The sequence below is a fragment of the Kitasatospora sp. NPDC096140 genome, from assembly GCF_040303045.1.
Classification (GTDB): Bacteria; Actinomycetota; Actinomycetes; order Streptomycetales; family Streptomycetaceae; genus Kitasatospora.
This window is the reverse complement of record NZ_JBEOUW010000010.1, coordinates 108514-128974: the sequence shown is the minus strand read 5'-3', so window position 1 is coordinate 128974 and position 20461 is coordinate 108514. Positions and strand designations below refer to the sequence as shown.

Annotated in this window: 18 protein-coding genes and 1 pseudogene; 12 read left to right on the top strand and 7 right to left on the bottom strand. The window is 73.5% G+C overall.

Annotation, left to right across the window (positions count from 1 at the left end):
• Positions 1–72: 72 nt before the first annotated feature.
• From ABT048_RS13015 to ABT048_RS13005, 3 genes and pseudogenes are all read right to left on the bottom strand, one after another.
• Positions 73–855, bottom strand: a complete 783-nt coding sequence (locus ABT048_RS13015; protein WP_350521417.1) for a TIGR04222 domain-containing membrane protein — start codon at positions 853–855, stop codon at positions 73–75.
• Between the two features lie 96 nt (positions 856–951).
• Entirely contained in the window at positions 952–2058 is a 1107-nt protein-coding gene (locus ABT048_RS13010; RefSeq protein ID WP_350521416.1) for a TIGR04222 domain-containing membrane protein, read from the bottom strand.
• A gap of 30 nt (positions 2059–2088) precedes the next feature.
• Positions 2089–3398: pseudogene (locus ABT048_RS13005) on the bottom strand (MbnB/TglH/ChrH family RiPP precursor modification enzyme).
• A gap of 269 nt (positions 3399–3667) precedes the next feature.
• Between ABT048_RS13005 and ABT048_RS13000 the strand changes: the two are divergent.
• The 8 genes from ABT048_RS13000 (at position 3668) to ABT048_RS12965 (ending at position 11554) form a co-directional block, all read left to right on the top strand.
• Positions 3668–4588, top strand: coding sequence for a GNAT family N-acetyltransferase (locus tag ABT048_RS13000; RefSeq protein WP_350521415.1), 921 nt, complete (start codon positions 3668–3670; stop codon positions 4586–4588).
• Between the two features lie 118 nt (positions 4589–4706).
• On the top strand, positions 4707–5510 hold the full coding sequence (locus tag ABT048_RS12995; RefSeq protein WP_350521414.1) for a hypothetical protein: 804 nt from the start codon (positions 4707–4709) through the stop codon (positions 5508–5510).
• A gap of 120 nt (positions 5511–5630) precedes the next feature.
• A complete protein-coding gene (locus ABT048_RS12990; RefSeq protein ID WP_350521413.1) occupies positions 5631–6644 on the top strand; it encodes an MBL fold metallo-hydrolase in 1014 nt (337 codons plus the stop codon).
• Between the two features lie 148 nt (positions 6645–6792).
• A complete protein-coding gene (locus tag ABT048_RS12985; protein WP_350521412.1) occupies positions 6793–8874 on the top strand; it encodes an ATP-binding protein in 2082 nt (693 codons plus the stop codon).
• Positions 8871–9302, top strand: a complete 432-nt coding sequence (locus ABT048_RS12980; protein WP_350521411.1) for a roadblock/LC7 domain-containing protein — start codon at positions 8871–8873, stop codon at positions 9300–9302. The genes ABT048_RS12985 and ABT048_RS12980 overlap by 4 nt, the downstream gene beginning before the upstream one ends.
• Positions 9299–9652, top strand: a complete 354-nt coding sequence (locus ABT048_RS12975) for a DUF742 domain-containing protein (protein ID WP_350521410.1) — start codon at positions 9299–9301, stop codon at positions 9650–9652. Before ABT048_RS12980 ends, ABT048_RS12975 begins: the two co-directional genes overlap by 4 nt.
• A gap of 151 nt (positions 9653–9803) precedes the next feature.
• A complete protein-coding gene (locus ABT048_RS12970) occupies positions 9804–10364 on the top strand; it encodes a GTP-binding protein (RefSeq protein WP_350521525.1) in 561 nt (186 codons plus the stop codon).
• Positions 10361–11554 carry a cytochrome P450 gene (locus tag ABT048_RS12965; protein WP_350521409.1) on the top strand — a complete coding sequence of 398 codons (1194 nt, stop codon included), beginning with the start codon at positions 10361–10363 and terminating at the stop codon, positions 11552–11554. Before ABT048_RS12970 ends, ABT048_RS12965 begins: the two co-directional genes overlap by 4 nt.
• A 132-nt stretch (positions 11555–11686) precedes the next feature.
• Here the strand turns inward: ABT048_RS12965 and msrB are convergent, their stop codons facing one another.
• The 4 genes from msrB to ABT048_RS12945 form a co-directional block, all read right to left on the bottom strand.
• Positions 11687–12091, bottom strand: a complete 405-nt coding sequence (gene msrB / locus ABT048_RS12960) for a peptide-methionine (R)-S-oxide reductase MsrB (RefSeq protein WP_350521408.1) — start codon at positions 12089–12091, stop codon at positions 11687–11689.
• A gap of 39 nt (positions 12092–12130) precedes the next feature.
• Positions 12131–13561 carry a UDP-N-acetylmuramate--L-alanine ligase gene (gene murC / locus ABT048_RS12955; RefSeq protein ID WP_502894003.1) on the bottom strand — a complete coding sequence of 477 codons (1431 nt, stop codon included), beginning with the start codon at positions 13559–13561 and terminating at the stop codon, positions 12131–12133.
• Between the two features lie 131 nt (positions 13562–13692).
• Positions 13693–14154, bottom strand: coding sequence for an indole-3-glycerol phosphate synthase (locus tag ABT048_RS12950; protein WP_350521407.1), 462 nt, complete (start codon positions 14152–14154; stop codon positions 13693–13695).
• Positions 14155–14227: 73 nt separating this feature from the next.
• Entirely contained in the window at positions 14228–14998 is a 771-nt protein-coding gene (locus tag ABT048_RS12945) for a pyrimidine reductase family protein (protein ID WP_350521406.1), read from the bottom strand.
• A 113-nt stretch (positions 14999–15111) separates the two neighbouring features.
• Here ABT048_RS12945 and zapE point away from each other — a divergent pair, with 113 nt between their 5' ends.
• The 4 genes from zapE (at position 15112) to ABT048_RS12925 (ending at position 20342) form a co-directional block, all read left to right on the top strand.
• Positions 15112–16155: a cell division protein ZapE gene (gene zapE, locus ABT048_RS12940; protein WP_350521523.1), complete on the top strand. Its 1044-nt coding sequence runs from the start codon at positions 15112–15114 to the stop codon at positions 16153–16155.
• Between the two features lie 36 nt (positions 16156–16191).
• On the top strand, positions 16192–18282 hold the full coding sequence (gene uvrB, locus ABT048_RS12935; RefSeq protein ID WP_350521405.1) for an excinuclease ABC subunit UvrB: 2091 nt from the start codon (positions 16192–16194) through the stop codon (positions 18280–18282).
• A 249-nt stretch (positions 18283–18531) separates the two neighbouring features.
• Positions 18532–19110 (top strand): TerD family protein, encoded by a 579-nt coding sequence (locus ABT048_RS12930; protein ID WP_350521404.1) that lies wholly within the window; start codon positions 18532–18534, stop codon positions 19108–19110.
• Between the two features lie 227 nt (positions 19111–19337).
• The gene (locus tag ABT048_RS12925) at positions 19338–20342 is read left to right on the top strand and encodes a TerC family protein (RefSeq protein WP_350521403.1); all 1005 of its coding nucleotides are present in this window, start codon (positions 19338–19340) and stop codon (positions 20340–20342) included.
• Positions 20343–20461: the final 119 nt, after the last annotated feature.

The following is a 20461-nucleotide window of genomic DNA, read 5'->3' as shown; positions in this document are numbered from 1 at the left end:
GCTCCCCGCACGAGGGGAGCCGGCCTCCGGCGTTCCCGGGCCCCCGGGCGTCGCCCTGCAGCCGGATCCGGGTCAGGTGCGGTGCGGGCGCAGGGCGGCACGGAGGCGGGCGTCGGGGAGGACGGCCGGGCCGTTCATGGCGACGGCGGTGAGCAGTTCGCGCTCCTCGTCGTCGGCGAGGCCGCGCTGGCGGGCCGGGCGGACCTCCCGCAGCACCTCCTGGCCGATCGGGGAGGCCCAGCGGGTGTAGGGGTAGACGTCCACCCGGGCCATCAGCAGGGTGCCCGAGGTGAGCACCAGCGGCAGGGAGAACCAGGCGAGCGGGGTGAGGGTGTCACCGCCGGTGAAGCCGCTGACCGCCAGCGAGGCGGCCAGCAGGACCAGCGAGAGCAGCAGCGCGTGCCGGACCTGCCGGACGACCACGACGGTGCTGCGCTGCACCAGGGCCGGGGTGGCCAGGCCGGCCAGTGCGAGCCGGGCGCCGATCTCCAGCACGGTGGGGTGCTCGGCCATCGCCCGGCGCAGCTCGTCCGTGCGGCACTGGCCTTCCGGGCCGACGGTGGCGATGATCGCCCGCTCCAGGCGGCTGCGGCCTTTGGGGTCGACCACGGTGGTCCAGCCGGTGTGCGCCAAGTGCAGCCGGCCCCGGCCGGCCATCAGGACGAGGGCCAGTTCGACCACCCGGTCCGGGCCGCCGGCCAGGTAGGCGGTCTCGTACAGCCCGATGCCGACGGCTTCCGGTGGGCGCAGCCCGTCCTGTTCGGCCAGGGCGTCGGCGGTGGCGGTCATCCGGACCAGCCGGAGGCAGGAGAGGACCGCCGCGACACAGGCCGGTATGAGGAAGAGCAACCACATGGGCTTGTTGTATGCCTGGCCCGATGGCGCGGGGAACGCCTTCCCGGTCCGCGATACCGAACTGTGACGTCGGTCGTGGGACGAACCGGGGGCCGGTCAGGAGCCGCAGCCGCCCCCGCCGCAGCTCGATCCGCAGCTGGAGGACGAGGAACCGCAGCTGGAGGACGAGCCGCAGCTGGAGGAGGACGAGCCGCAGCTGGAGGAGGACGAGCCGCAACTGCCGGAGGAGGAGCCGCAGCTGGACGAGCCGCAGCCGCTGCCCCCGCCGGAGGAACCGGAGTCGGAGGAGCCGCACCAGGTGGCGGGGCTGCCGGACGAGCACGAGGAGGACGAGCACGAGGAGGAGGAAGACGAGGACGAGGACGAGGAGTTCGTGAACCAGGACGAGCTCGTGGAAGCCTGTCGCATCATCTCCTCCTCCTCGGCCGTCGCGCCGAGCATCGCGGCCTCCAGCTCCTGGTTCTCCAGCCCGGCGGCGGCCAGCCCGCCGAGTGCGAGCGCGCCCAGCAGCGCGCCGCCCACCAGCATGGGCGGCACCCCCGAGCCGGGGGTCCACGGCGAGCCGCCCATCAGGGTCAGCTGGCGTGCCCCGGCCGGGGTGATCCGGCCCCTGACCGGCCAGGTGGCCAGCAGCGTGACGGCGCCCACGAACAGCAGGAGGCCCGGGATCCAGAGGTGAGGGCGGTCGTGGCCGGGGGCGCCGTCGTCGAGCAGCGCGGCGGCGACGGCGAAGGCCACGACGACGAGCATCGCGAGCCAGAGCAGCCGGCGGGCGGTGCGGGCCCGCCGCAGTCGCTCGGGGCGGCGCAGCAGGCCGCGGTCGGCGAGCCGGCCACCGATCTCCTGGACGGCGTCCGAGCGCATCACCATCCGGCGCAGCGGGCCGATCTCCCGGCTGCCGGTGGGGCCGACGGCCTCGTGGACCGCCTGGTCGACGGCGTCGTACGGCTTGCCGCCGGTGAGCGTGACCAGGCCGGAGCGGCTGATCACGACCTGCTCGGCCAGGTGCATCCGGACCAGCGCGGTGTCGAACACCCGGCCCGGCCCGCCGGACAGGAACGCGGTGTCCAGCAGCGGCAGACCGCGGCCGGGCAGGCCCTTGGCGTACCGGACGCGGCCGATGTGCTGCCGGGTCCGGGAGGCGTACAGGGCGGCGGCCGCCAGCAGGACGGCCGGGACGACGAAGTAGCTGTTGTGCCACATGGGCGGTTCCCCCGGGATGACGATGGGTCGCTAGCCGCGCAGGGCCCGGCGAAGGCGGGCGAGCGGGCCGGGCGGCCGTACGGGTGCCGGGTGGAGCCACTGCTCCAGGGCCCGGCGGTGGTGGGCGGCGGTCGGGCCGCCGTCGGTGAGCACCCACTGGGCGAAGGCCCGGGCGTCGGCGCGGTAGCCGCCGGTCTGCGGGTGGGTGCGGGCGTAGTCGAGGAAGAGCGGCCCGTACCGGTCGCCGAGCAGGCGGGGCAGGTCCGGGGCCACCTTCGCGGTGGTGTCGCGCCGCTTGGCGGCGAGGCCGGTGGACTGGACGCGGACCTGGACCGGGTCGAAGCCGGGCGGGACGGGCCCGCCGGCCACCAGGGCGGCCAGCAGCTCCTCCTGGCGCCGGGCCAGCCGCTCCCGGGCACCGGCGGTGCCGGTGGCCTCCGGGGCTGCGGTCGGGCCGGTCGCCGTGGTCGGGTCGCTCGTCACCGGGTGCTCCCCTCCAGCACCCGGCGGATGGCGTCCAGTTCACCGGCCAGCTCACTGGGCGGCGGGAAGTTCGCGTCCCGCTCCAGCAGGACGCCGGGCGGCGCCACCCGCGCGCAGAGCTCGGCCAGCACCTCCAGCACCGGCTCGGTGACGGGGTGGGCGTGCGTGTCGTGCCAGGTCCCGTCGACCAGGGTGCCGCCGGCGACGTGGACGTAGGCGAGCGCCTCCAGCGGGAGGCGGTCGAGTTCGGCGGCCGGGTCGACGCCGAGGTTGACCCGGTTGGTGTGCAGGTTGGCGACGTCGATCAGCAGCCGGACGCCGGTGCGGCCGACCAGCTCGGCGAGGAACTGCCCTTCGGTGAACTCGTCGTCCGGCCAAGCGAGTTGAGCGGCGATGTTCTCCAGGGCGAGTGGCACCGGGAGCTGGTCCTGGGCGATCCGGACGTTCTCGGCGATCACCCGCAGCGAGTCCCGGGTGCGGGGGACGGGCAGCAGGTGACCGGCCTCCAGACCGCCGGCCCGGACGAAGGCCAGGTGCTCGGTGACCAGCGGGGATCCGAGCGCCAGCACGGTGTCGGCGAGTCGGGCGAGACGGCCGGGGTCGGGCAGCTCGGCGCCGCCGAGACCGAGGCCGACGCCGTGCGGGACGACGGTGACGCCGCGCTCGCGCAGCGCCGTCAGCGAGTCGGGCAGGTGGCCGGCGCAGACGTTCTCGGCGACGACCTCGACCCAGTCCAGGCCGGGTTGGCGCTCGACCACGGTGTCGATCTCCGGGCGCCAGCCGAGGCCGACACCCAGGCGGGTGGGGGCGGCGGGGCCGGTGGCCGGTACGGGCCGGTCCAGGGCAGCGGAAGTCATGGGTTCGCCCCCTTCGGAGGGCTGGGGTGGGAGGGCCGTCGGGTGGTGCGGGCGTCGTCGCCGGGCTTTCCGCGGCCGTGTTGCTGAGGATGTCCCCGGGCGGGGTGGCTGCCAAGCCTCACCCGGTCTTCTCAGAGCATTATTTGAGCTTGCCGCCCCGGAAGGCCCGGCTCCGGCCCTCCGCCGCGGCCGTTCCCGCAGCTGGGGCCCCCTTTCGCGGGCGGAAATTCGGAGGCGGTGCGCGGGCGGCGCGGCTAGCGTGGGAATCCATGACTTCTTTGACGATCCGTGAATTCCACCCCGACGACGCCGCCGCCGTGGCGGCCGCCCACCGGGCCGGGCGCGAGCACCTGGTGCTGAGCGCCGAGGCCCTGCTGTGGCTGAACGACCGGCCGAATCCCGACGAGCACTTCCGCACCTTCGTCGCCGAGTGCGACGGCCGGGTGGTCGGCGCGGTGCGCTGCGGGCTGGTGCGCGGGACGACGACCGTCGGCGTCGGGTACGCCAACGGCAGCGTGCTGCCGGAGTTCCGGCGCCGCGGCGCCGCGACCGCGCTGCTGGCCGCGGCCGAACGGCACCTGGTCGAGTACGGGGTGACGGAGCTGCACACCTGGCTGGACGACGAGCCCGCCTCGCTGGCCTTCGCCGCCGCCCGGGGCTACGAGCCGGGCCGTCCCGCGCAGTTCGGCGGACGGGACCTGACGCTGCCGCTGCCGCAGGCACCGGTCCGGCCGGCCGGCGTCGAGCTGCGCCCGGCCACCGACTGGGCGGACGACCCCCGCCCGCTGTTCCTGGTCGAGGCGGACGCCATCCGGGACGAGCCCGGCGAGGTGCCGATGGACGCCCTGGAGTACGAGGAGTGGCTGCGGGGCGACTGGGCCCGGCCGGACCTGGACCTGACGCTGACCGTGGTCGCCGTGGTGGACGGCGAGCCCGCCGCGTTCACCCTGGCGCAGACCGACGGGGTGGACCGCTACTGGTCCGCGTTCACCGCCTGCCGCCGGGACTTCCGCGGGCGCGGCCTGAGCAAGCTGGCCAAGCTGGAGTCCCTGCGCCTGGCGGCCGCGGCGGGCTACCGGCGCGCGTACACCTCCAACGACGAGACCAACGCGCCGATGCTCGCGGTCAACGCGTGGCTGGGGTACGAGCGCTGCGCGGGGGAGCGCAAGGGGATCAAGCGCCTGAAGTGACCCTCGGAGCGGTGATTCTGACACCCGGAATCGCCGTCAGGGGGGGTATTTCCGGCCATGGGCGGGGACTTAACCAGGGCGTACGGTTCGTGGTCGAGTCTTCCTCCGGGGGGATGATATGGACATCCTGCTCCAGGTACTGATCGCATCGGTGCCGGCCGTGATCGGCTTCCTCGCGGCCCGCTCCCTCGCCCGGACGAGACTGTTCCTGCGCTACGGCTTCCTGCGGGCGCTGCTCGCGCCGTACAGCCGGGTGCAGATCATCACGCCGAGCATCGAGGTCGCGGAGTTCGCCCTCACCTCGGACGGCTGCCAGCTGACCAGCCGCGGGCCGAAGAACGTGCTGTTCATGCCGATGGCCGAGGCGAGGGCGATAGCGGAACTCACCGACCTGCTGCGCAAGGTCAACCGGAAGGCGACGATCGAGCTGGTGGTGGCGGGCGCGCAGGACCCGCGGATGCCGACCTTCTCGATCGGCGGCCCGAGCGTCAACGCCTACTCCGGCGGCGTGCTGGACGCGGTGTTCCCGGACTTCGCGATCGAGTACCCGGAGGCGGCCCGCGCCCGCTGGGGCGGGATGACCTTCGAGGCGCTGTTCAATCCGGCCGGGGAGCTGATCCGCGACCACGGCTTCGTCTTCGTCACCCGCACGCCCCGGCACGCGCCCTGCGTCGTGCTCTGCGGGGTGTTCGCCTTCGGCTCCGCGATGGCGGTGGAGGCGCTGACGGCGGCGAGCCGGAACTCCCCGCTGGCGACGCTCTTCCGCTCGGGGGAGAAAGGATTCGCCGCGGTGGAGGGCCGGGTGATCGGGCTGGACACCGTGGACGTCACGGTCGAGGTCTGCCGGGTCCTGCCCGCACCCCGGTCGGACGTCCCGTCGGGCTTCCGGGGCGAGGTGTCCGTCAGTCGTCCCGACCAGTGAGACGATTGGTCTCGGACCTGCGGTGCGAATCCGGACAGACGGGCGAGAGCAGGCCATGAACTCCGGCTATTCGTACAGGTTTTGCCCCGCCCTTGACGCATCATGGGCATAATCGCGCACATGACGATCAACCGTGCGAACGTGAGCGCGATTGCCGAGGACCTGTACGTGTGGCTCCCCCCGAAGCGGGGCTGGGGCCTGGCCAACTGCGGACTGCTGGCCTCCGACACGACCGCGCTCTGGATCGACACGCCCTACGACCCCTCGATGGCGGGGGAGTTCCTCGCCGCGAGCCGCCGACTGCTGCCGGCCGGGGTCGAGATCGACCGGGTGGTCGTCACCCACGCCAACGGCGACCACCTGTGGGGCGCCGGCGTGGTGCCGGACGCCGAGGTGATCGCCACCCGCGAGGCGCTGGAGCACATCCACTGGGAGCCCACCCCGAAGCAGCAGCACGCCCTGGTCACCGACAGCGACCCGGACTCGCTGCTCGGCGGCTACCTCAGGGAGCACTTCGGGCGCTTCGACTGGTCCGCCACGGACCCGGTGCACCCGGACACCGTCTTCACCGGCGAGCTGGAGCTGCGGGTCGGACGCCACCCCGTGCAGATCACCAGCCTGCCCGCCGCCCACACCGGCGGCGACCTGATCGTCCACCTCCCGCACCAGCGCGCGGTGTTCACCGGCGACGTCATCTTCTCCTCGACGCCGGAGCAGCCCGGCGACCACCCCTCGCACTGGGCGGGCCCGCTGGAGAACGTCATCGGCGCCTGCGAGCAGGCCCTGGCCACCGGCGCGGAGATCTTCGTCCCCGGCCACGGCCCGGTGCTCGACCGCGACGGCGTCCGGGGGCACATCGGCTACCTCGCGTACGTCCGCGAGCGCGCCCACGCCCTGCACGCCGCCGGCATACCCGCGCTGGACGCCGCCCGGCGGGTGATCGCCGAACAGCGCCACCCCGAACTCGGCCTGCCCGAGCGGCTGGTGCTCACCGTCGCCGCCGAGTACCGGCACCTGGACGGCTCGGCGGCGCCGGGCGCGCTGGAAGCCATGGGGCAGGTCGCCCTGGTCGCCCGGGAGCTGGCCGAGGGCCCCGCCGCCCGGATCCCGCGCCCGCGCCCCGCCCGGAACTGACACCCGGCTCCGCGCCCCGCGGCTCCGCGCCCCCGGTTCCGTGCCCCGCCCGGAACCGGGCCGGCCGGGAAGCCGCCCCCCATGCCCCGCCCGGAACCGGGCCCGCCCGCCTGCCCGGCCCGCCCCGCAAGCACTCCCGAGGACTCCGATGACGCAGATCGCGCTGATCGCCCTGGCGCTGGTCGCCGCCGTGGCCGCGGCCGTGCTCGCCCGCGGCCGGGCCGGGGCCGTCGCCCGCGCGGCGGCCGCCGAGACCGCGCTCACCCGGGGCGAGGAGCGCGCCCGCGTCGCCGAGGGCCGCCTCGCCCGCACCGAGCAGCAACTGCGCGAGGCCCAGGAGACCGCCCGGCGCTCCACCGACGAGGCCCGGCGGGCGGAGGGCCGCACCCGCGCCGCCGAGGACGCCGTCCACGAGGCGCAGGACGTGGCCCGGGAGGCGCAGGAGGCCGTCCGGGACGCCCTGCGGCAGGGCGCCGCGGCGACCACCCGCGCCGAGGAGGCCGACCACCGCCTGGCCGCCGCCGAGGCGCGCGCCGCCGCGCTGCTCGCCGAGATCGGCCACCTCGCCCAGGAGCGGGTCGCCGCCACCGCCGTACGGCTCAGCCACGCCAACGCCCCGGTCGTCGGCCCGCTGGACCCGCAGATCGTCGGCCCGGAGGCCGTCCGGGCGCTGCAGTCCGTGCTGGACGCCACCGCCGCCGCCCTCGCCGACGAACGCGAACGGGTGGATGCCGCCGCCCGCGCCGCGATGCGCGGTGCCACCTCCCGGATCCAGACCCTGCTCTACCAGATCCAGAGCCTGGTCCAGCAGCTCCAGCACGACAACGACGACCCCCGGCTGCTGGAGGTCGACTTCCGCAACGAGGTCGCGCTGCGCCGGATCCAGACCGTCGCCGTGCTCTGCGAGGCCTGGCCGGGCCTGGCCCGCACCGACTCGCCGCTCGCCGAGGTCGTCGTCGGCGCCCTCTCCCGGGTGCCCGGCTACGCCCGGGTCAAGGTCGCCAACCACCTGCGGGAGCACCGGCTCGCGGTCGTCGCCCGGGCCGCCGAGCCGATCGCCGTCACCATCGCCGAACTGCTCGCCAACGCCACCGCCTACTCCCACCCGGAGACCGACGTCCCGGTCACCGTCCAGCAGGGCGGCCGCGGCGCGCTGGTGATCATCGACGACAGCGGCATCGGCATGGACGAGGACCAGCTGCGCCGCGCCCGCCGACTGCTCTCCGGCCCGCCGGACCTCCTGCTCACCGAGCTCGGGAACCCGCCCAAGACCGGCTTCGCGGTGATCGGCAAGCTCGCCCGCCAGTACGGCTTCTCCTGCCACATCGAGCCCTCGCCGTACGGCGGCATGCGGACCATCCTGCGCATCCCGGCCGGGCTGGTGACCGTCGTCGACGACGAGCAGCCGCTGTCGGTGCTCACCCCGCTGCCGTTGCGGGCCGGGTCCGGCCCCGCGTCCGCGCCCACCGTCGCCGCCGTCCCGCCGATGCGCGACGCCGACGAGCAGGACGGCCCGCAGCTCGCCGACCGCCACCACCAGCCCGGACCGCACCCGGCACCGGCCATCCGCGTGGTGCCCGACCCGGGCACCGGCGGCCCGTCGGGGGACGCGGCGGTCCCGGACGGCCGGACCTCCCCCGCGTCCGAGGCCGCCCCGGCCTCCCAGACCTCCCCGGCTTCCGACGGCGCCTCCGCCGCCCGGGCCTCCGGCGACGCCCCGGCCGACGACGGCACCGGCCTGCCCACCCGGCGCCGCCGCCGTCCGCTGGCCCCCGAGGAGGCCGGTGCGCCCGCCGCCACCGCGGGCTCGGCCGGCGGGTCCGCGGTGGGATCCGCCGGCGGATCCGACGCCCCCGGTCGGTCCCCCGAGCGGGCCGCCGCCCGCTGGCAGGCGCTGCAGCAGGGCACCGACTCCGGCCGGGCCGCCGTGGCGCAGGCCGAACGCGAGAGTGCCGACCGTGCAGCCGCCGACCGTGCAGCCGCCGAACGCGCGAGTGCCGAACGCGAGAGTGCCGACCGTGCAGCCGCCGAACGCGAGAGTGCCGAACGCGAGAGTGCCGACCGTGCAGCCGCCGAACGCGCGAGCGCCCAGCGCGAGGCCGCCGACCGCGCAGGCGCCGCGACCCAGGACAGCACCACCCCCGCCGGCACCCCCGGCGACACCACCACCGCCCGCCCCACCGGTGACCACACCACCGGCCCGACGACCTTAGAAGGAGCCGAGCAGTGAGCAGCTCGCCCAGCCCGACCGCCACCGACGAGATCTCGTGGGTGCTGACCCCGCTGCTGGAGCTGCCGGGGGTGCTGCACGCGGTCATCGCCACCGGGGACGGCCTGGTCGAAGGGGCCTCGGAGAGCCTGGGACGGGCCTCCGCCGAGCGGGTCGCCGCGATGACCGCCACCGTGCACGCCGCCGCCCGCGCCTTCACCGGCGCGTTCACCGACGCCGAACGGCCGCGACTGGCCCAGACCGTGGTGGAGTCCGACCTCGGCTACGCCATCGTCGTCCCCGCCGGGGAGAACACCTCGCTCGCCGTGTTCACCACCCCGGACGCCCAGCTCGGCAACGTGTCGTACCAGATGCAGGTGCAGGTCGCCGCCCTGGGCCGCGCGCTCGCGAGCCCGTGCCGGCGGCAGGGCGACACCGGCCGGTCATGACCGCCGTCCCCCGCAGGCGGATGGTGCCCGCCTACCTGGCCACCGGCGGCCGCAGCCGCCCCGGCACCGAGGGCTTCGAGCGACTGACCGTTCTGTTCGCCGACCGTGCCGAACCGCCGACCGGGCTCGAACCCGAACACCGCCGGCTCTGGGAACTGCTGTGCCCCGGCGCGCTGACCGTGGTGGAGGCCGCCGCGCACCTGCGCCTGCCGGTCAGCGCCACCGTCTTCCTCGCGGCCGATCTGGTCGAGGCGGGCTGCCTGCACGCCCGCGCACCGATCCCGCGCGCCCAGCAGACCGACCGCTCCATCGTCGAGAGGCTCCTCGTTGGACTCCGTGCGCTCCGGTGACCGGGCCGCCGACCCGGTCGGCCGGTCCGTCGATCCACCCGTCGACCCGCCCGACGGCCACCACGACGGCTACCCCGACGGCCACCCCGACGGCCACCCCGCGGGGCCGCCGGACCGGGTGGGCTACCTGCCCGACCGGGACCAGACGCTGATGAAGCTGGTGGTCGCCGGCCCCTTCGGCGTCGGCAAGACCACCCTCATCCGCACCCTCTCCGAGATCGCCACCCTGCACACCGAGGAGGCGATGACCGAGACCGGACGCCCGGTGGACGACCTGGCCGGCCTGCCCGAGAAGACCACCACCACCGTCGCCGTGGACTTCGGCCGGCTCACCCTGCCCGGCAACGTCGTGCTCTACATGTTCGGCACCCCCGGCCAGCGCCGCTTCTTCCCGCTCTGGCAGGACATCGCCCGCGGCGCCCTGGGCGCGCTGGTGCTCGCCGACACCCGCCGGCTGGCCGACTCCTTCGAGATCATGGACATGGTCGAGGAGCAGGGCCTGCCGTACGCCGTCGCGGTCAACTGCTTCCCGGACGCGCCGGCCCACCCGGTCGAGGTGCTCCGCGCCCACCTGGACCTGCACCCCGCGACCCCCCTCCTGCTCTGCGACGCCCGCGAACGCGAGGGCAGCCTGGACGCGCTGATCGCGCTGGCCGAGCACGTCCTCGACGCCCTGCCCACCGCCTCCACCGTCACCCAGGAGTGCCCGTGACCGTCGAGACCCGCCCGATCCCGATCCACGGCCCGGTCTTCGCCGCCGACCCACAACTCGTCTACGAGCGGCTGCGCCGGCACGGCCCGGTCGCCCCGGTGGAGATCGCGCCCGGCGTCGAGGCCCTGCTCGTCACCGACTACCAGGCCGCGCTGGACCTGCTGCGCGACAGCGACACCTTCTCCAAGGACTCCCGGGCCTGGCAGCGGACCGTCCCGCCGGACTCCCCGCTGCTGCCGGTGCTCGGCTACCGCCCGACCGCCCTGTTCAGCGACGGCGAGACGCACGCGCGCTACCGCGCGGTGATCACCGACGCCCTCGCGCTGTTCGAACCGCACCGGCTCCAGCGCCAGGTCGCCGAGACCGCCCACCGGCTGATCGACCGCTTCGCCGCGGTCGGCCGCGCCGACCTGATCGCGGAGTACGCCCGCCAGGTGCCCGCCTCCGTGCTCACCACCTGGTTCGGCGTGCCGGAGGCGCAGCACGCCGAGGTGGTCGCCGCGATCACCGGGCTGATCGAGGGCACCGCGCAGGCGGGCGCCGCGTACGGGAAACTCCTCGCGGTGGTCACCGCCATGGTCGCCGAACGCCGCGAGCGCCCCCGGCACGACCTCGCCTCCTGGTTCGTCACCCACCCGCGCGGGCTGGACGACGACGAGGCGATCCGGCAGATCAGCCTGACCATGATCGCCGGGCACGAGCCGACCACCAACCTGATCGGCAACGCCCTGCTGCGCCTGCTCACCGACGCCCGCTACGCCGGCTCGCTGTTCGGCGGTGCGATGACCGCCCACCAGGCGATCGACGAGGTGCTCTGGCACGAGCCGCCGCTGGCCAACCTCTCCGCGCACTACCCGCGCTACGACATCGTGTTCCACGGCCGTGAGATCAAGGCCGGCACCCTCCTGCTGGTCTCCTACGCGGCCGCCAACTCCCAGGCCGCACCGCCCACCGACGGCGGCGGGCTGCGCAGCGGCGAGAGCGCCCACCTGGCCTGGGCGGCCGGCCCGCACGCCTGTCCGGCCCGCGACCCCGCCCTGCTGATCGCGATCACCGCGATCGAGCAGCTGGGCAGCCGCCTCAGCGACCTCGAACTGTCCACCCCCGCCGAGGAGTTGCTCTGGCGTCCGGGCCCGTTCCACCGCGCCCTGGTGCACCTGCCGGTCCGCTTCGAGCCGGTCGCCGGGTAACGCGCGCAGGGCCCGCCGGGTACGAAGACCCGGCGGTACGAGGACCCGGACGCCTCGGAGGCCGCGGACGCCCCGGACAGCACGGAGGCCCGGACACCGCCGCAGGGTGTCCGGGCCTCCTCGCCGCGCGGCCTACTCGGCCGGCCGCAGCGTCAGCGAGACGCTGTTGATGCAGTAGCGCTGGTCGGTCGGCGTGCCGTAGCCCTCGCCCTCGAAGACGTGCCCGAGGTGCCCGCCGCAGCGCGCGCACCGCACCTCGACCCGGCGCATGCCGAGCGTGGTGTCCTCGATGTACTGGACCCGGTCCTCGGCCAGCGGCGCGTAGTACGACGGCCAGCCGCAGTGGCTGTCGAACTTGGTCTCGGAGCTGAACAGCTCCGCGCCGCAGGCCCGGCAGCCGTAGACGCCGACCGTCTTGGTGTCGGTGTACTCACCGGTGAACGGCCGCTCGGTGCCCGCCTCGCGGAGCACGTGGTACTCCTCGGGGCTGAGCTCGGCACGCCACTCGGCCTCGGACTTCTCGATCTCGTAGCTCATCACGGCTCCCGTTCGCGGTGGATGTCGGACGGACGTACGTCAGACGTTGGAAGCAACGTTCGCGAGGTGCTCCAGGCCCCTCTCAAGATAGTCGAGGACGGCCGGCCCGAGGTTGGTGACGTCGCCCGCGCCCATGGTGAGCAGCAGGTCGCCCGGGCGGGCGAGGCCGGCCAGCACGGCGGGGGCGGCGGCGAAGGAGTGCTCGGCGGTGACCTCGGCGCCGGCCCGGCGGGCGGCGTCGATGATCAGCTCGCTGGTCACGCCGGGGATCGGGTCCTCGCGGGCCGGGTAGATGTCCAGCACCACGGAGGCGTCGGCCAGCGCCAGGGCCTGGCCCATCTCCTCGGCGAGCTGCTGGGTGCGGCTGAACAGGTGCGGCTGGAAGACCACCAGCACCCGGCCCTCGCCGTCCAGGCCCTCGCGGATCGCCTCCAGGTCGGCGGTCATCTCGGTCGGGTGGTGGGCGTAGGAGTCGATCACCTGGACGCCGGCGGCCTCGCCCTTGAGCTGCAGGCGGCGGCGCACGCCGGTGTAGGCGCCGAGCGCCTTGGCCAGGTCGGCGGCCGGGACGTCCAGCGCGACGCCGGCGGCCAGCGCGGCGACGGCGTTGTGGGCGTAGTGGCGGCCGGGTACCGAGACGGTGAAGGTCAGCTCGGTGCCGTCCAGCAGGACGGTGACCTCGCTGGTCATGCCGCGGGCGACCACCGAGAGCACCCGGACGTCGGCGTCCTCGGCGGAGCCGACGGTGACCACGTTCAGGCCCTCGCGGCCGGCCACCCGGGAGGTCAGCTCGCGGGCGCCGTCGTGGTCGGCGGAGACCACCAGGGTGCCGCCGGGGACGATCCGGCCGACGAAGGTCTCGAAGGACTCGTAGATCTCGTCGATCGAGGCGTAGTTGGCGTGGTGGTCCAGTTCCACGTTGAGCACGATCGCCACCTCGGGCGCGTACTTGTGGAAGCTGCGGTCGCTCTCGTCGGCCTCGGCGACGAAGATCTCCCCCGTGCCGTGGTGGGCGTTGGAGCCGGGCGCGTCGAGGTCGCCGCCGATCGCGTAGGACGGGTCGAGGCCCAGTTCGCCGAGGGCGACGGCGAGCATGCTGGTGGTGGTGGTCTTGCCGTGGGTGCCGGCCACCGCGAGCGTGCGGCGGCCGCCCATCAGCGCGGCCAGCGCGTCGGAGCGGTGCACCACCGGGATGCCGCGCTCGCGGGCGGCGGCCAGCTCCGGGTTGTCGGCGCGGATCGCGCTGGAGACGACCACGCTGCTGGTGCCGTCCGGCACGTGCTCGGCGGCGTGGCCGACGTGCACGGTGGCGCCGAGGGCGCGCAGCGCGAGGACGGTCTCGGACTCCTTGGAGTCGCTGCCGGAGACGCTGGCACCGCGCACTGCGAGGATCTTCGCCAGGCCGGACATCCCGGCGCCGCCGATGCCGATGAAGTGCGGGGCGTGCAGGTCGTGCGCGGCGTCGTTCAAGGCGTGGCTCCGTACGGGCGGGGGCAGACAGGTCGGGCGGACGGCTCGGCACCCGTCGGCGTGGGAGCCGACGTGGGAACCGTCCTCGCGGGCGGACCGCAAGGACGATTCTGCACCACCGGCGCCCGCAGCTAGGAGTCGCTGGCGAACAGCCTCAGCACCGGGACCCCCACCTTGTGCCGGGCCTGCGAGGCCCAGTCGCGGTGGAAGAACTCCTCCACGAAGTGCGGTGAGGTGAGTACCACCACCTCGTCCGCCCGGTGCTCCTCGACGACCGCGCGCAGCCGTTCCAGGGGCTTGTCCTCGACCAGCTCGCCCACCGCCTCGGCCCCGGCCGCGCGCAGGTGGCGCAGGCTGTGCTCCAGCGACTCGGTGGCCACGGTCGGCCCGCTCTCGGACTCGTCGTGCTCGTGCCTCACCTTGTCGAGGTGGCCGAGGGCCACGTCGTCGAGCGCCCGCAGCAGTTCGTCCTGCTTGCCGCGCGGCTGCATCAGGACGACGAAGGAGACCTTCTCGTCGCTGTGGAGCGTGGTGACGAGTTCCACGTCCGCGTCCGAGAGAGCCTTTTCGATCATCAGTACCGTCTTGAACACGTGAGTCCCTTCCAGTGGCCGGCCCCCGGGCCCCGGCATCGCATAACGGGATCACGAGCGGGGGGTCACGGGGTCATTCCGAACCCAGGTGACGCAGGTAGCGGGTGAAGAGGAATCCTTTCTGCTCGATCAATGAGACCAGCCGCATCCGCTGCACGTCAGGCATTTCCGCATCGCGGAGGATGCGCGGCGCGTCGCCGCCGGTGAGCAGCGGGGCGAGCGACAGGCACAGCTCGTCCAGCAGGTCCGCCGCCGCGAGCTGCCCCAGCAGGCGCGGGCCGCCCTCGGTGAGCAGCCGGGTCCAGCCCCGCTCGGCCAGCGCGGCCACGCCCGCCCGCAGGTCCACCGAGCCGGTGCCGGCGAGTACCACGTCGGCCACCTCGGCGGCCGCCCGGCGGCGCTCCTCGGGGGCGTCCTCGGTGGTGATCACCACCGTCCTGACCAGCGGTTCCGTGAACAGCGGCGCGGTCAGGTCCAGCTCCAGCGAGCGCGTCACGATCGCGATCACCGGCGCCGGGGCCTGTCCGGCCGCGGCCCGGGCCGCCGCGAACTCCCTGCGGGCCCGGGCCGGCCGGTAGCCCTCCGCGCGGACCGTCTCCGCGCCCACCAGCACCACGTCCGACAGCGCCCGCAGCACCCCGAAGATCCGCTTGTCGGCGTCGCCGGAGAGCCCCTCGGACAGGCCGTCGAGCCGTGCCCCGCCGTCCAGGCCGGCCACCATGTTGGCGCGCAGCCAGGGGCGGCCCCGATTCACCTGTTCGGGGTACGCGTACACGGCGGCGAGCGACTCCAGTGCGGCCGGATCGGCGACCGGCTCACCCAGCGGGCTGATCAACTGTTGCATGCCCTCAGTGTTCCACCGCAGGTCGTCCGGAGGCGGTTCGGAGGCCACCGGGACCAGGCGTACCCTCTACTGATGTGCCCGCAGCCTCCCGCCCCGACACCGCGACCGAGTCCATAGCCACCGCGAGCGCGGCCGGCTCCCCGATCGCGCTCACCGACCGCCGTCCCGTCGTGCCCGCCGAGCGGCTGGTCGCCGAGATGGTCCCGCCGCCCCGGTTCGCCGAGGTGAGCTTCGGGTCGTACATCCCGGACCAGAGCCAGCCCAGCCAGTACGAGGCCGTCCAGGTCCTGGAGCAGTTCGCGGCCACCCTCGCGGGAGGAAACGGTTCCGCACCCAAGCGCAGCTGGTTCCGCCGCTCCGCCCCCGCGCCCACCGGCCCGGCCGGCGTCTACCTCGACGGCGGCTACGGCGTCGGCAAGACCCACCTGCTCGCCTCGCTGTGGCACTCCGCCCCCGGGCCGAAGGCCTTCGGCACCTTCGTCGAGCTGACCAACCTGGTCGGCGCGCTCGGCTTCCAGCAGGCCGTGCAGACCCTCTCCGGGCACACGCTGCTCTGCATCGACGAGTTCGAGCTGGACGACCCGGGCGACACCGTGCTGGTCTCCACCCTGCTCGGCCGCCTGGTCGACAACGGCGTCAAGCTGTGCGCCACCTCGAACACCCTGCCCGAGAAGCTGGGCGAGGGCCGCTTCGCCGCCGCCGACTTCCTGCGCGAGATCCAGGGCCTGTCCGCGCACTTCCGCCCGCTGCGGATCGACGGCCAGGACTACCGCCACCGCGGCCTGCCCGACGCCCCGCCGCCGTACTCCGACGAGGCCGTCGAGGCCGCCGCCGCCCGCACCCCCGGTGCCTCGCTGGACGACTTCGACGCCCTGCTCGCCCACCTCTCCGCCGTCCACCCCAGCCGCTACGGCGCGCTGCTGGACGACGTCACCGCGGTCTGCCTGCGCGGCGTGCACCAGGTCGACGACCAGTCCACCGCCCTGCGCCTGGTCGTCCTGGCCGACCGCATGTACGACCGCGAACTGCCCGTCACCGCCTCCGGGATCCCCTTCGACCGGGTCTTCCCCGAGGACATGCTCCGCGGCGGCTACCGCAAGAAGTACCTGCGCGCGATCTCCCGCCTCGTCGCCCTGGCCCGCGACAGCGCCAAGTAGGCCCCGGCTGTCAGTGGTGGGTCGTACGGTGGAGTCGTGCGTCCCATCACGAGTATTGAGCGGTCCGTGGCGCCCTTCGAGGTCGTCAGTCCCTTCCAACCGAACGGTGACCAGCCGGCGGCGATCGCCGAGCTGGAGCGGCGGATCAGGGGAGGGGAGAAGGACGTCGTGCTGCTCGGTGCCACCGGCACCGGCAAGTCGGCCACCACGGCCTGGATGATCGAGAAGCTGCAACGGCCCACCCTGGTGATGGCGCCGAACAAGACGCTGGCCGCGCAGCTGGCGAACGAGTTCCGCGAGCTGCTGCCGAACAACGCGGTCGAGTACTTCGTCTCGTACTACGACTACTACCAGCCCGAGGCGTACGTCCCGCAGACGGACACCTACATCGAGAAGGACTCCTCGATCAACGAGGAGGTCGAGCGGCTGCGCCACTCGGCGACCAACTCGCTGCTCACCCGCCGGGACGTGGTCGTGGTCGCGTCCGTCTCCTGCATCTACGGCCTCGGCACCCCGCAGGAGTACGTGGACCGGATGGTGCCGCTCAAGGTCGGCCAGGAGATCGACCGGGACGACCTGCTGCGCCGCTTCGTGGACATCCAGTACGCCCGCAACGACGTCGCCTTCACCCGCGGCACCTTCCGGGTGCGCGGCGACACCATCGAGATCTTCCCGGTCTACGAGGAGCTCGCCGTCCGGATCGAGATGTTCGGCGACGAGATCGAGGCGCTCTACACGCTGCACCCGCTCACCGGCGAGATCATCAGCCAGGACGACTCGGTCTACGTCTTCCCCGCCTCGCACTACGTGGCCGGCCCCGAGCGCATGGAGCGCGCGATCACCGGCATCGAGCAGGAGCTGGAGCAGACGCTCGCCCGGATGGAGAAGCAGGGCAAGCTGCTGGAGGCCCAGCGGCTGCGGATGCGCACCACCTACGACATCGAGATGCTGCGCCAGATCGGCACCTGCTCGGGCGTCGAGAACTACTCGATGCACTTCGACGGCCGCGAGCCCGGCTCCCCGCCGAACACCCTGCTCGACTACTTCCCGGAGGACTTCCTCCTGGTCATCGACGAGTCGCACGTGACCGTCCCGCAGATCGGCGCGATGTACGAGGGCGACGCCTCGCGCAAGCGCACGCTGGTCGAGCACGGCTTCAGGCTGCCGTCCGCGATGGACAACCGCCCGCTGAAGTGGGAGGAGTTCCTGGGGCGGGTCGGCCAGACGGTGTACCTGTCGGCGACGCCCGGCCAGTACGAGCTGTCGCGGGGCGACGGCCAGGTCGAGCAGATCATCCGCCCGACCGGCCTGATCGACCCCGAGGTGATCGTCAAGCCGACCGAGGGCCAGATCGACGACCTGGTGCACGAGGTCCGCACGCGGGTCGAGCGGGACGAGCGCGTGCTGGTCACCACGCTGACCAAGAAGATGGCCGAGGACCTCACCGACTACATGCTCGGCCTGGACATCCGGGTCCGGTACCTGCACAGCGACGTGGACACCCTGCGCCGGGTGGAGCTGCTGCGCGAGCTGCGGGCGGGCCGCTTCGACGTGCTGGTCGGCATCAACCTGCTGCGCGAGGGCCTGGACCTGCCCGAGGTCTCGCTGGTGGCGATCCTGGACGCGGACAAGGAGGGCTTCCTGCGCTCCGGCACCTCCCTGATCCAGACGATCGGCCGCGCGGCCCGCAACGTCTCCGGCCAGGTCCACATGTACGCGGACAGGATCACCGCGGCGATGGAGAAGGCCATCGACGAGACCAACCGCCGCCGGGCCGTGCAGCAGGCCTACAACAAGAAGCACGGCATCGATCCGCAGCCGCTGCGGAAGAAGATCGGCGACATCCTGGACACCCTCGCCCGGGAGGACGTGGACACCGACGAGCTGCTGTCCACCGGCTACCGCAGCCCGGGGAAGGGCAAGGCCCCGGTGCCGGCGCTGGGCGCGGAGCGCAAGCCCGCCAAGTCCCTGCCGGCCGCCGAGCTGGCGGACCTCATCCAGGAGATGACCGACCGGATGCACAGGGCCGCCGCCGACCTGCAGTTCGAGGTCGCGGCCCGGCTGCGCGACGAGGTCAAGGAGCTGAAGAAGGAGCTGCGGCAGATGCGCGAGGCCGGCGTGGCGTAGCCGCCCGACCGGGGCGCCCGGGCTTGGCCGGAATGGCACCGGTCAAGCCCGGCGGTGTCTCAGCCTTGCCACAAACGGGGAAACCCTGAGGAGGCGGGGGTGTCGCAGGGCCTAGGCTGGCCTGCGGCATCGCGCTCATTGGACGGGCGCGGGCCGTATGCAGAGGGGGCCTCAGCCGGGGGACGGCGACGGGGTGTTCCAGGGGAGCCGGGCGGCAGCGACCGCGTGGCCGGCAGAGAGGACAACGTCGTGTCGGTGAACCTTGCCAAGGGGCAGCGGGTCAGCCTCCAGAAGGGGCAGGGCGGCGCCCTGACCGTGGTCCGGATGGGACTCGGCTGGCAGGCCGCCCCCAAGCGGGGCCTGTTCGGCAGCCGTACCAGGACGATCGACCTGGACGCCTCGGCGCTACTGTACGCCGAGCGGACCCCGTCCGACGTGGTGTTCTTCCAGCACCTGGAGAGCAACGACGGCTCCGTCCGGCACACCGGGGACAACCTGCAGGGCGGCTCGGGCCACGAGGACGACGAAGCGATCCTGGTCGACCTGATGCACGTGCCCGCGCACATCACCCAGGTGGTGTTCACGGTGAGCTCGTACACCGGGCAGACCTTCGCCGAGGTGCAGCGGGCGCACTGCCGGCTGGTGGACGAGACCACCGGGCTGGAGCTGGCCCGGTACGAGCTGGCGGGCGGCGGGCCGCACACCGGGCAGATCATGGCCAAGGTGGTCCGGGACGGCAACGGCGGCTGGGAGATGCAGGCGATCGGTGCCCCGGCGAAGGGGCGCACGTTCCAGGACCTGCTGCCGGCGATCGAGCCGTTCCTCTGACGCCGCCCCCGGCGGTCATCCCGGGCCGTCGTTCCTGACGGATCTTTACCTTCTTTACCTTTCTTTGCCCGTCCTGTTACTCTCGATGGCAGCGGAGGGGAGTATTCCTCGACAGCCGACCCCGTCATCACGGGTGCCCGTCGCGGCATCCCGGGGCGCTGGCCCGATGGGCGGAAGAGACCTCCGGCAGTGACGACCTGTCTCGCCTAGCTGCCGGAGGAGCAGTAATGGACGTTTCCGTAACCATGTGGGCCACCACGATCGGTGTGCTGATCGCACTCGTCGTGGCCGATTTCTTCATCGGCGGCCGCAAGCCGCACGAGGTCTCGATCAAGGAGGCCGGGATCTGGACGGCCGTCTGGGTCGTGCTGGCGCTGCTGTTCGGCGGCTTCCTGTGGTGGCACTCCGGTGGGCAGCCGGCGGGTGAGTTCTTCGCCGGTTACATCACCGAGAAGTCGCTCAGCGTCGACAACCTCTTCGTGTTCATCCTGATCATGGGCAAGTTCGCGGTGCCGAGGATCTACCAGCAGCGCGTGCTGATGTTCGGTGTGATCATCGCGCTGGTGCTCCGCGCGGCATTCATCGCCGGCGGCGCCGCACTGGTCACCCAGTTCTCCTGGGTGTTCTTCGTCTTCGGTGCCTTCCTGATCTGGACCGCCTGGAAGCTGATCAAGGAGGCGCGGGCCGAGGAGGAGGACGAGGAGTTCGAGGAGAACCGCCTGCTCAAGTCGATCACCCGGCGCTTCCCGTCGACCGACGGCTACCGCGGCACCAAGCTCCTGGTCCGTGAGCACGGCCGCCGCCTGATCACCCCGATGCTGATCGTGATGCTGGCGATCGGCACGACGGACGTCCTGTTCGCGCTGGACTCGATCCCGGCCATCTTCGGCCTCACCCAGGACCCGTACATCGTCTTCACCGCCAACGCCTTCGCCCTGATGGGTCTGCGCCAGCTGTACTTCCTGATCGGCGGCCTGCTGAAGAAGCTGGTGCACCTGAGCTACGGCCTGTCGGTGATCCTCGGCTTCATCGGCGTGAAGCTGGTGCTGCACGCCGCGCACGAGGCGGGCGCGACGTGGGCGCCGGAGATCGGCATCCCGTTCTCGCTCGGCTTCATCGTGGTGGTGCTGGCCGTCACCACCTTCACCAGCCTGCGGGCCTCGAAGAAGGCCGAATCGGCCGAGCGCGCCGAGCAGGCCGATCAGGCCGAGCCCGCGAAGCTCGACGCCTGACCGACACCGAACGAATTGGGGCCCCGGGGGCGCGGGGGGGGGCCGGGGGGGGGGGGGGGGTGGGGGGGGGGGGCGGGGGGGGCGCCGCCCCGCGCAGCCGGCGCCGGGGCTGTGGGGGT

Excerpts from the sequence above, each read along its gene's own strand:
- ABT048_RS13015 (WP_350521417.1), bottom strand. The coding sequence starts at position 855 with ATGTGGTTGCTCTTCCTCATACCGGCCTGTGTCGCGGCGGTCCTCTCC.
- ABT048_RS13010 (WP_350521416.1), bottom strand. The coding sequence starts at position 2,058 with ATGTGGCACAACAGCTACTTCGTCGTCCCGGCCGTCCTGCTGGCGGCC.
- ABT048_RS13000 (WP_350521415.1), top strand. The coding sequence starts at position 3,668 with ATGACTTCTTTGACGATCCGTGAATTCCACCCCGACGACGCCGCCGCC.
- ABT048_RS12995 (WP_350521414.1), top strand. The coding sequence starts at position 4,707 with ATGGACATCCTGCTCCAGGTACTGATCGCATCGGTGCCGGCCGTGATC.
- ABT048_RS12990 (WP_350521413.1), top strand. The coding sequence starts at position 5,631 with ATGACGATCAACCGTGCGAACGTGAGCGCGATTGCCGAGGACCTGTAC.
- ABT048_RS12985 (WP_350521412.1), top strand. The coding sequence starts at position 6,793 with ATGACGCAGATCGCGCTGATCGCCCTGGCGCTGGTCGCCGCCGTGGCC.
- ABT048_RS12975 (WP_350521410.1), top strand. The coding sequence starts at position 9,299 with ATGACCGCCGTCCCCCGCAGGCGGATGGTGCCCGCCTACCTGGCCACC.
- ABT048_RS12970 (WP_350521525.1), top strand. The coding sequence starts at position 9,804 with ATGAAGCTGGTGGTCGCCGGCCCCTTCGGCGTCGGCAAGACCACCCTC.
- msrB (WP_350521408.1), bottom strand. The coding sequence starts at position 12,091 with ATGAGCTACGAGATCGAGAAGTCCGAGGCCGAGTGGCGTGCCGAGCTC.
- ABT048_RS12945 (WP_350521406.1), bottom strand. The coding sequence starts at position 14,998 with ATGCAACAGTTGATCAGCCCGCTGGGTGAGCCGGTCGCCGATCCGGCC.
- ABT048_RS12925 (WP_350521403.1), top strand. The coding sequence starts at position 19,338 with ATGGACGTTTCCGTAACCATGTGGGCCACCACGATCGGTGTGCTGATC.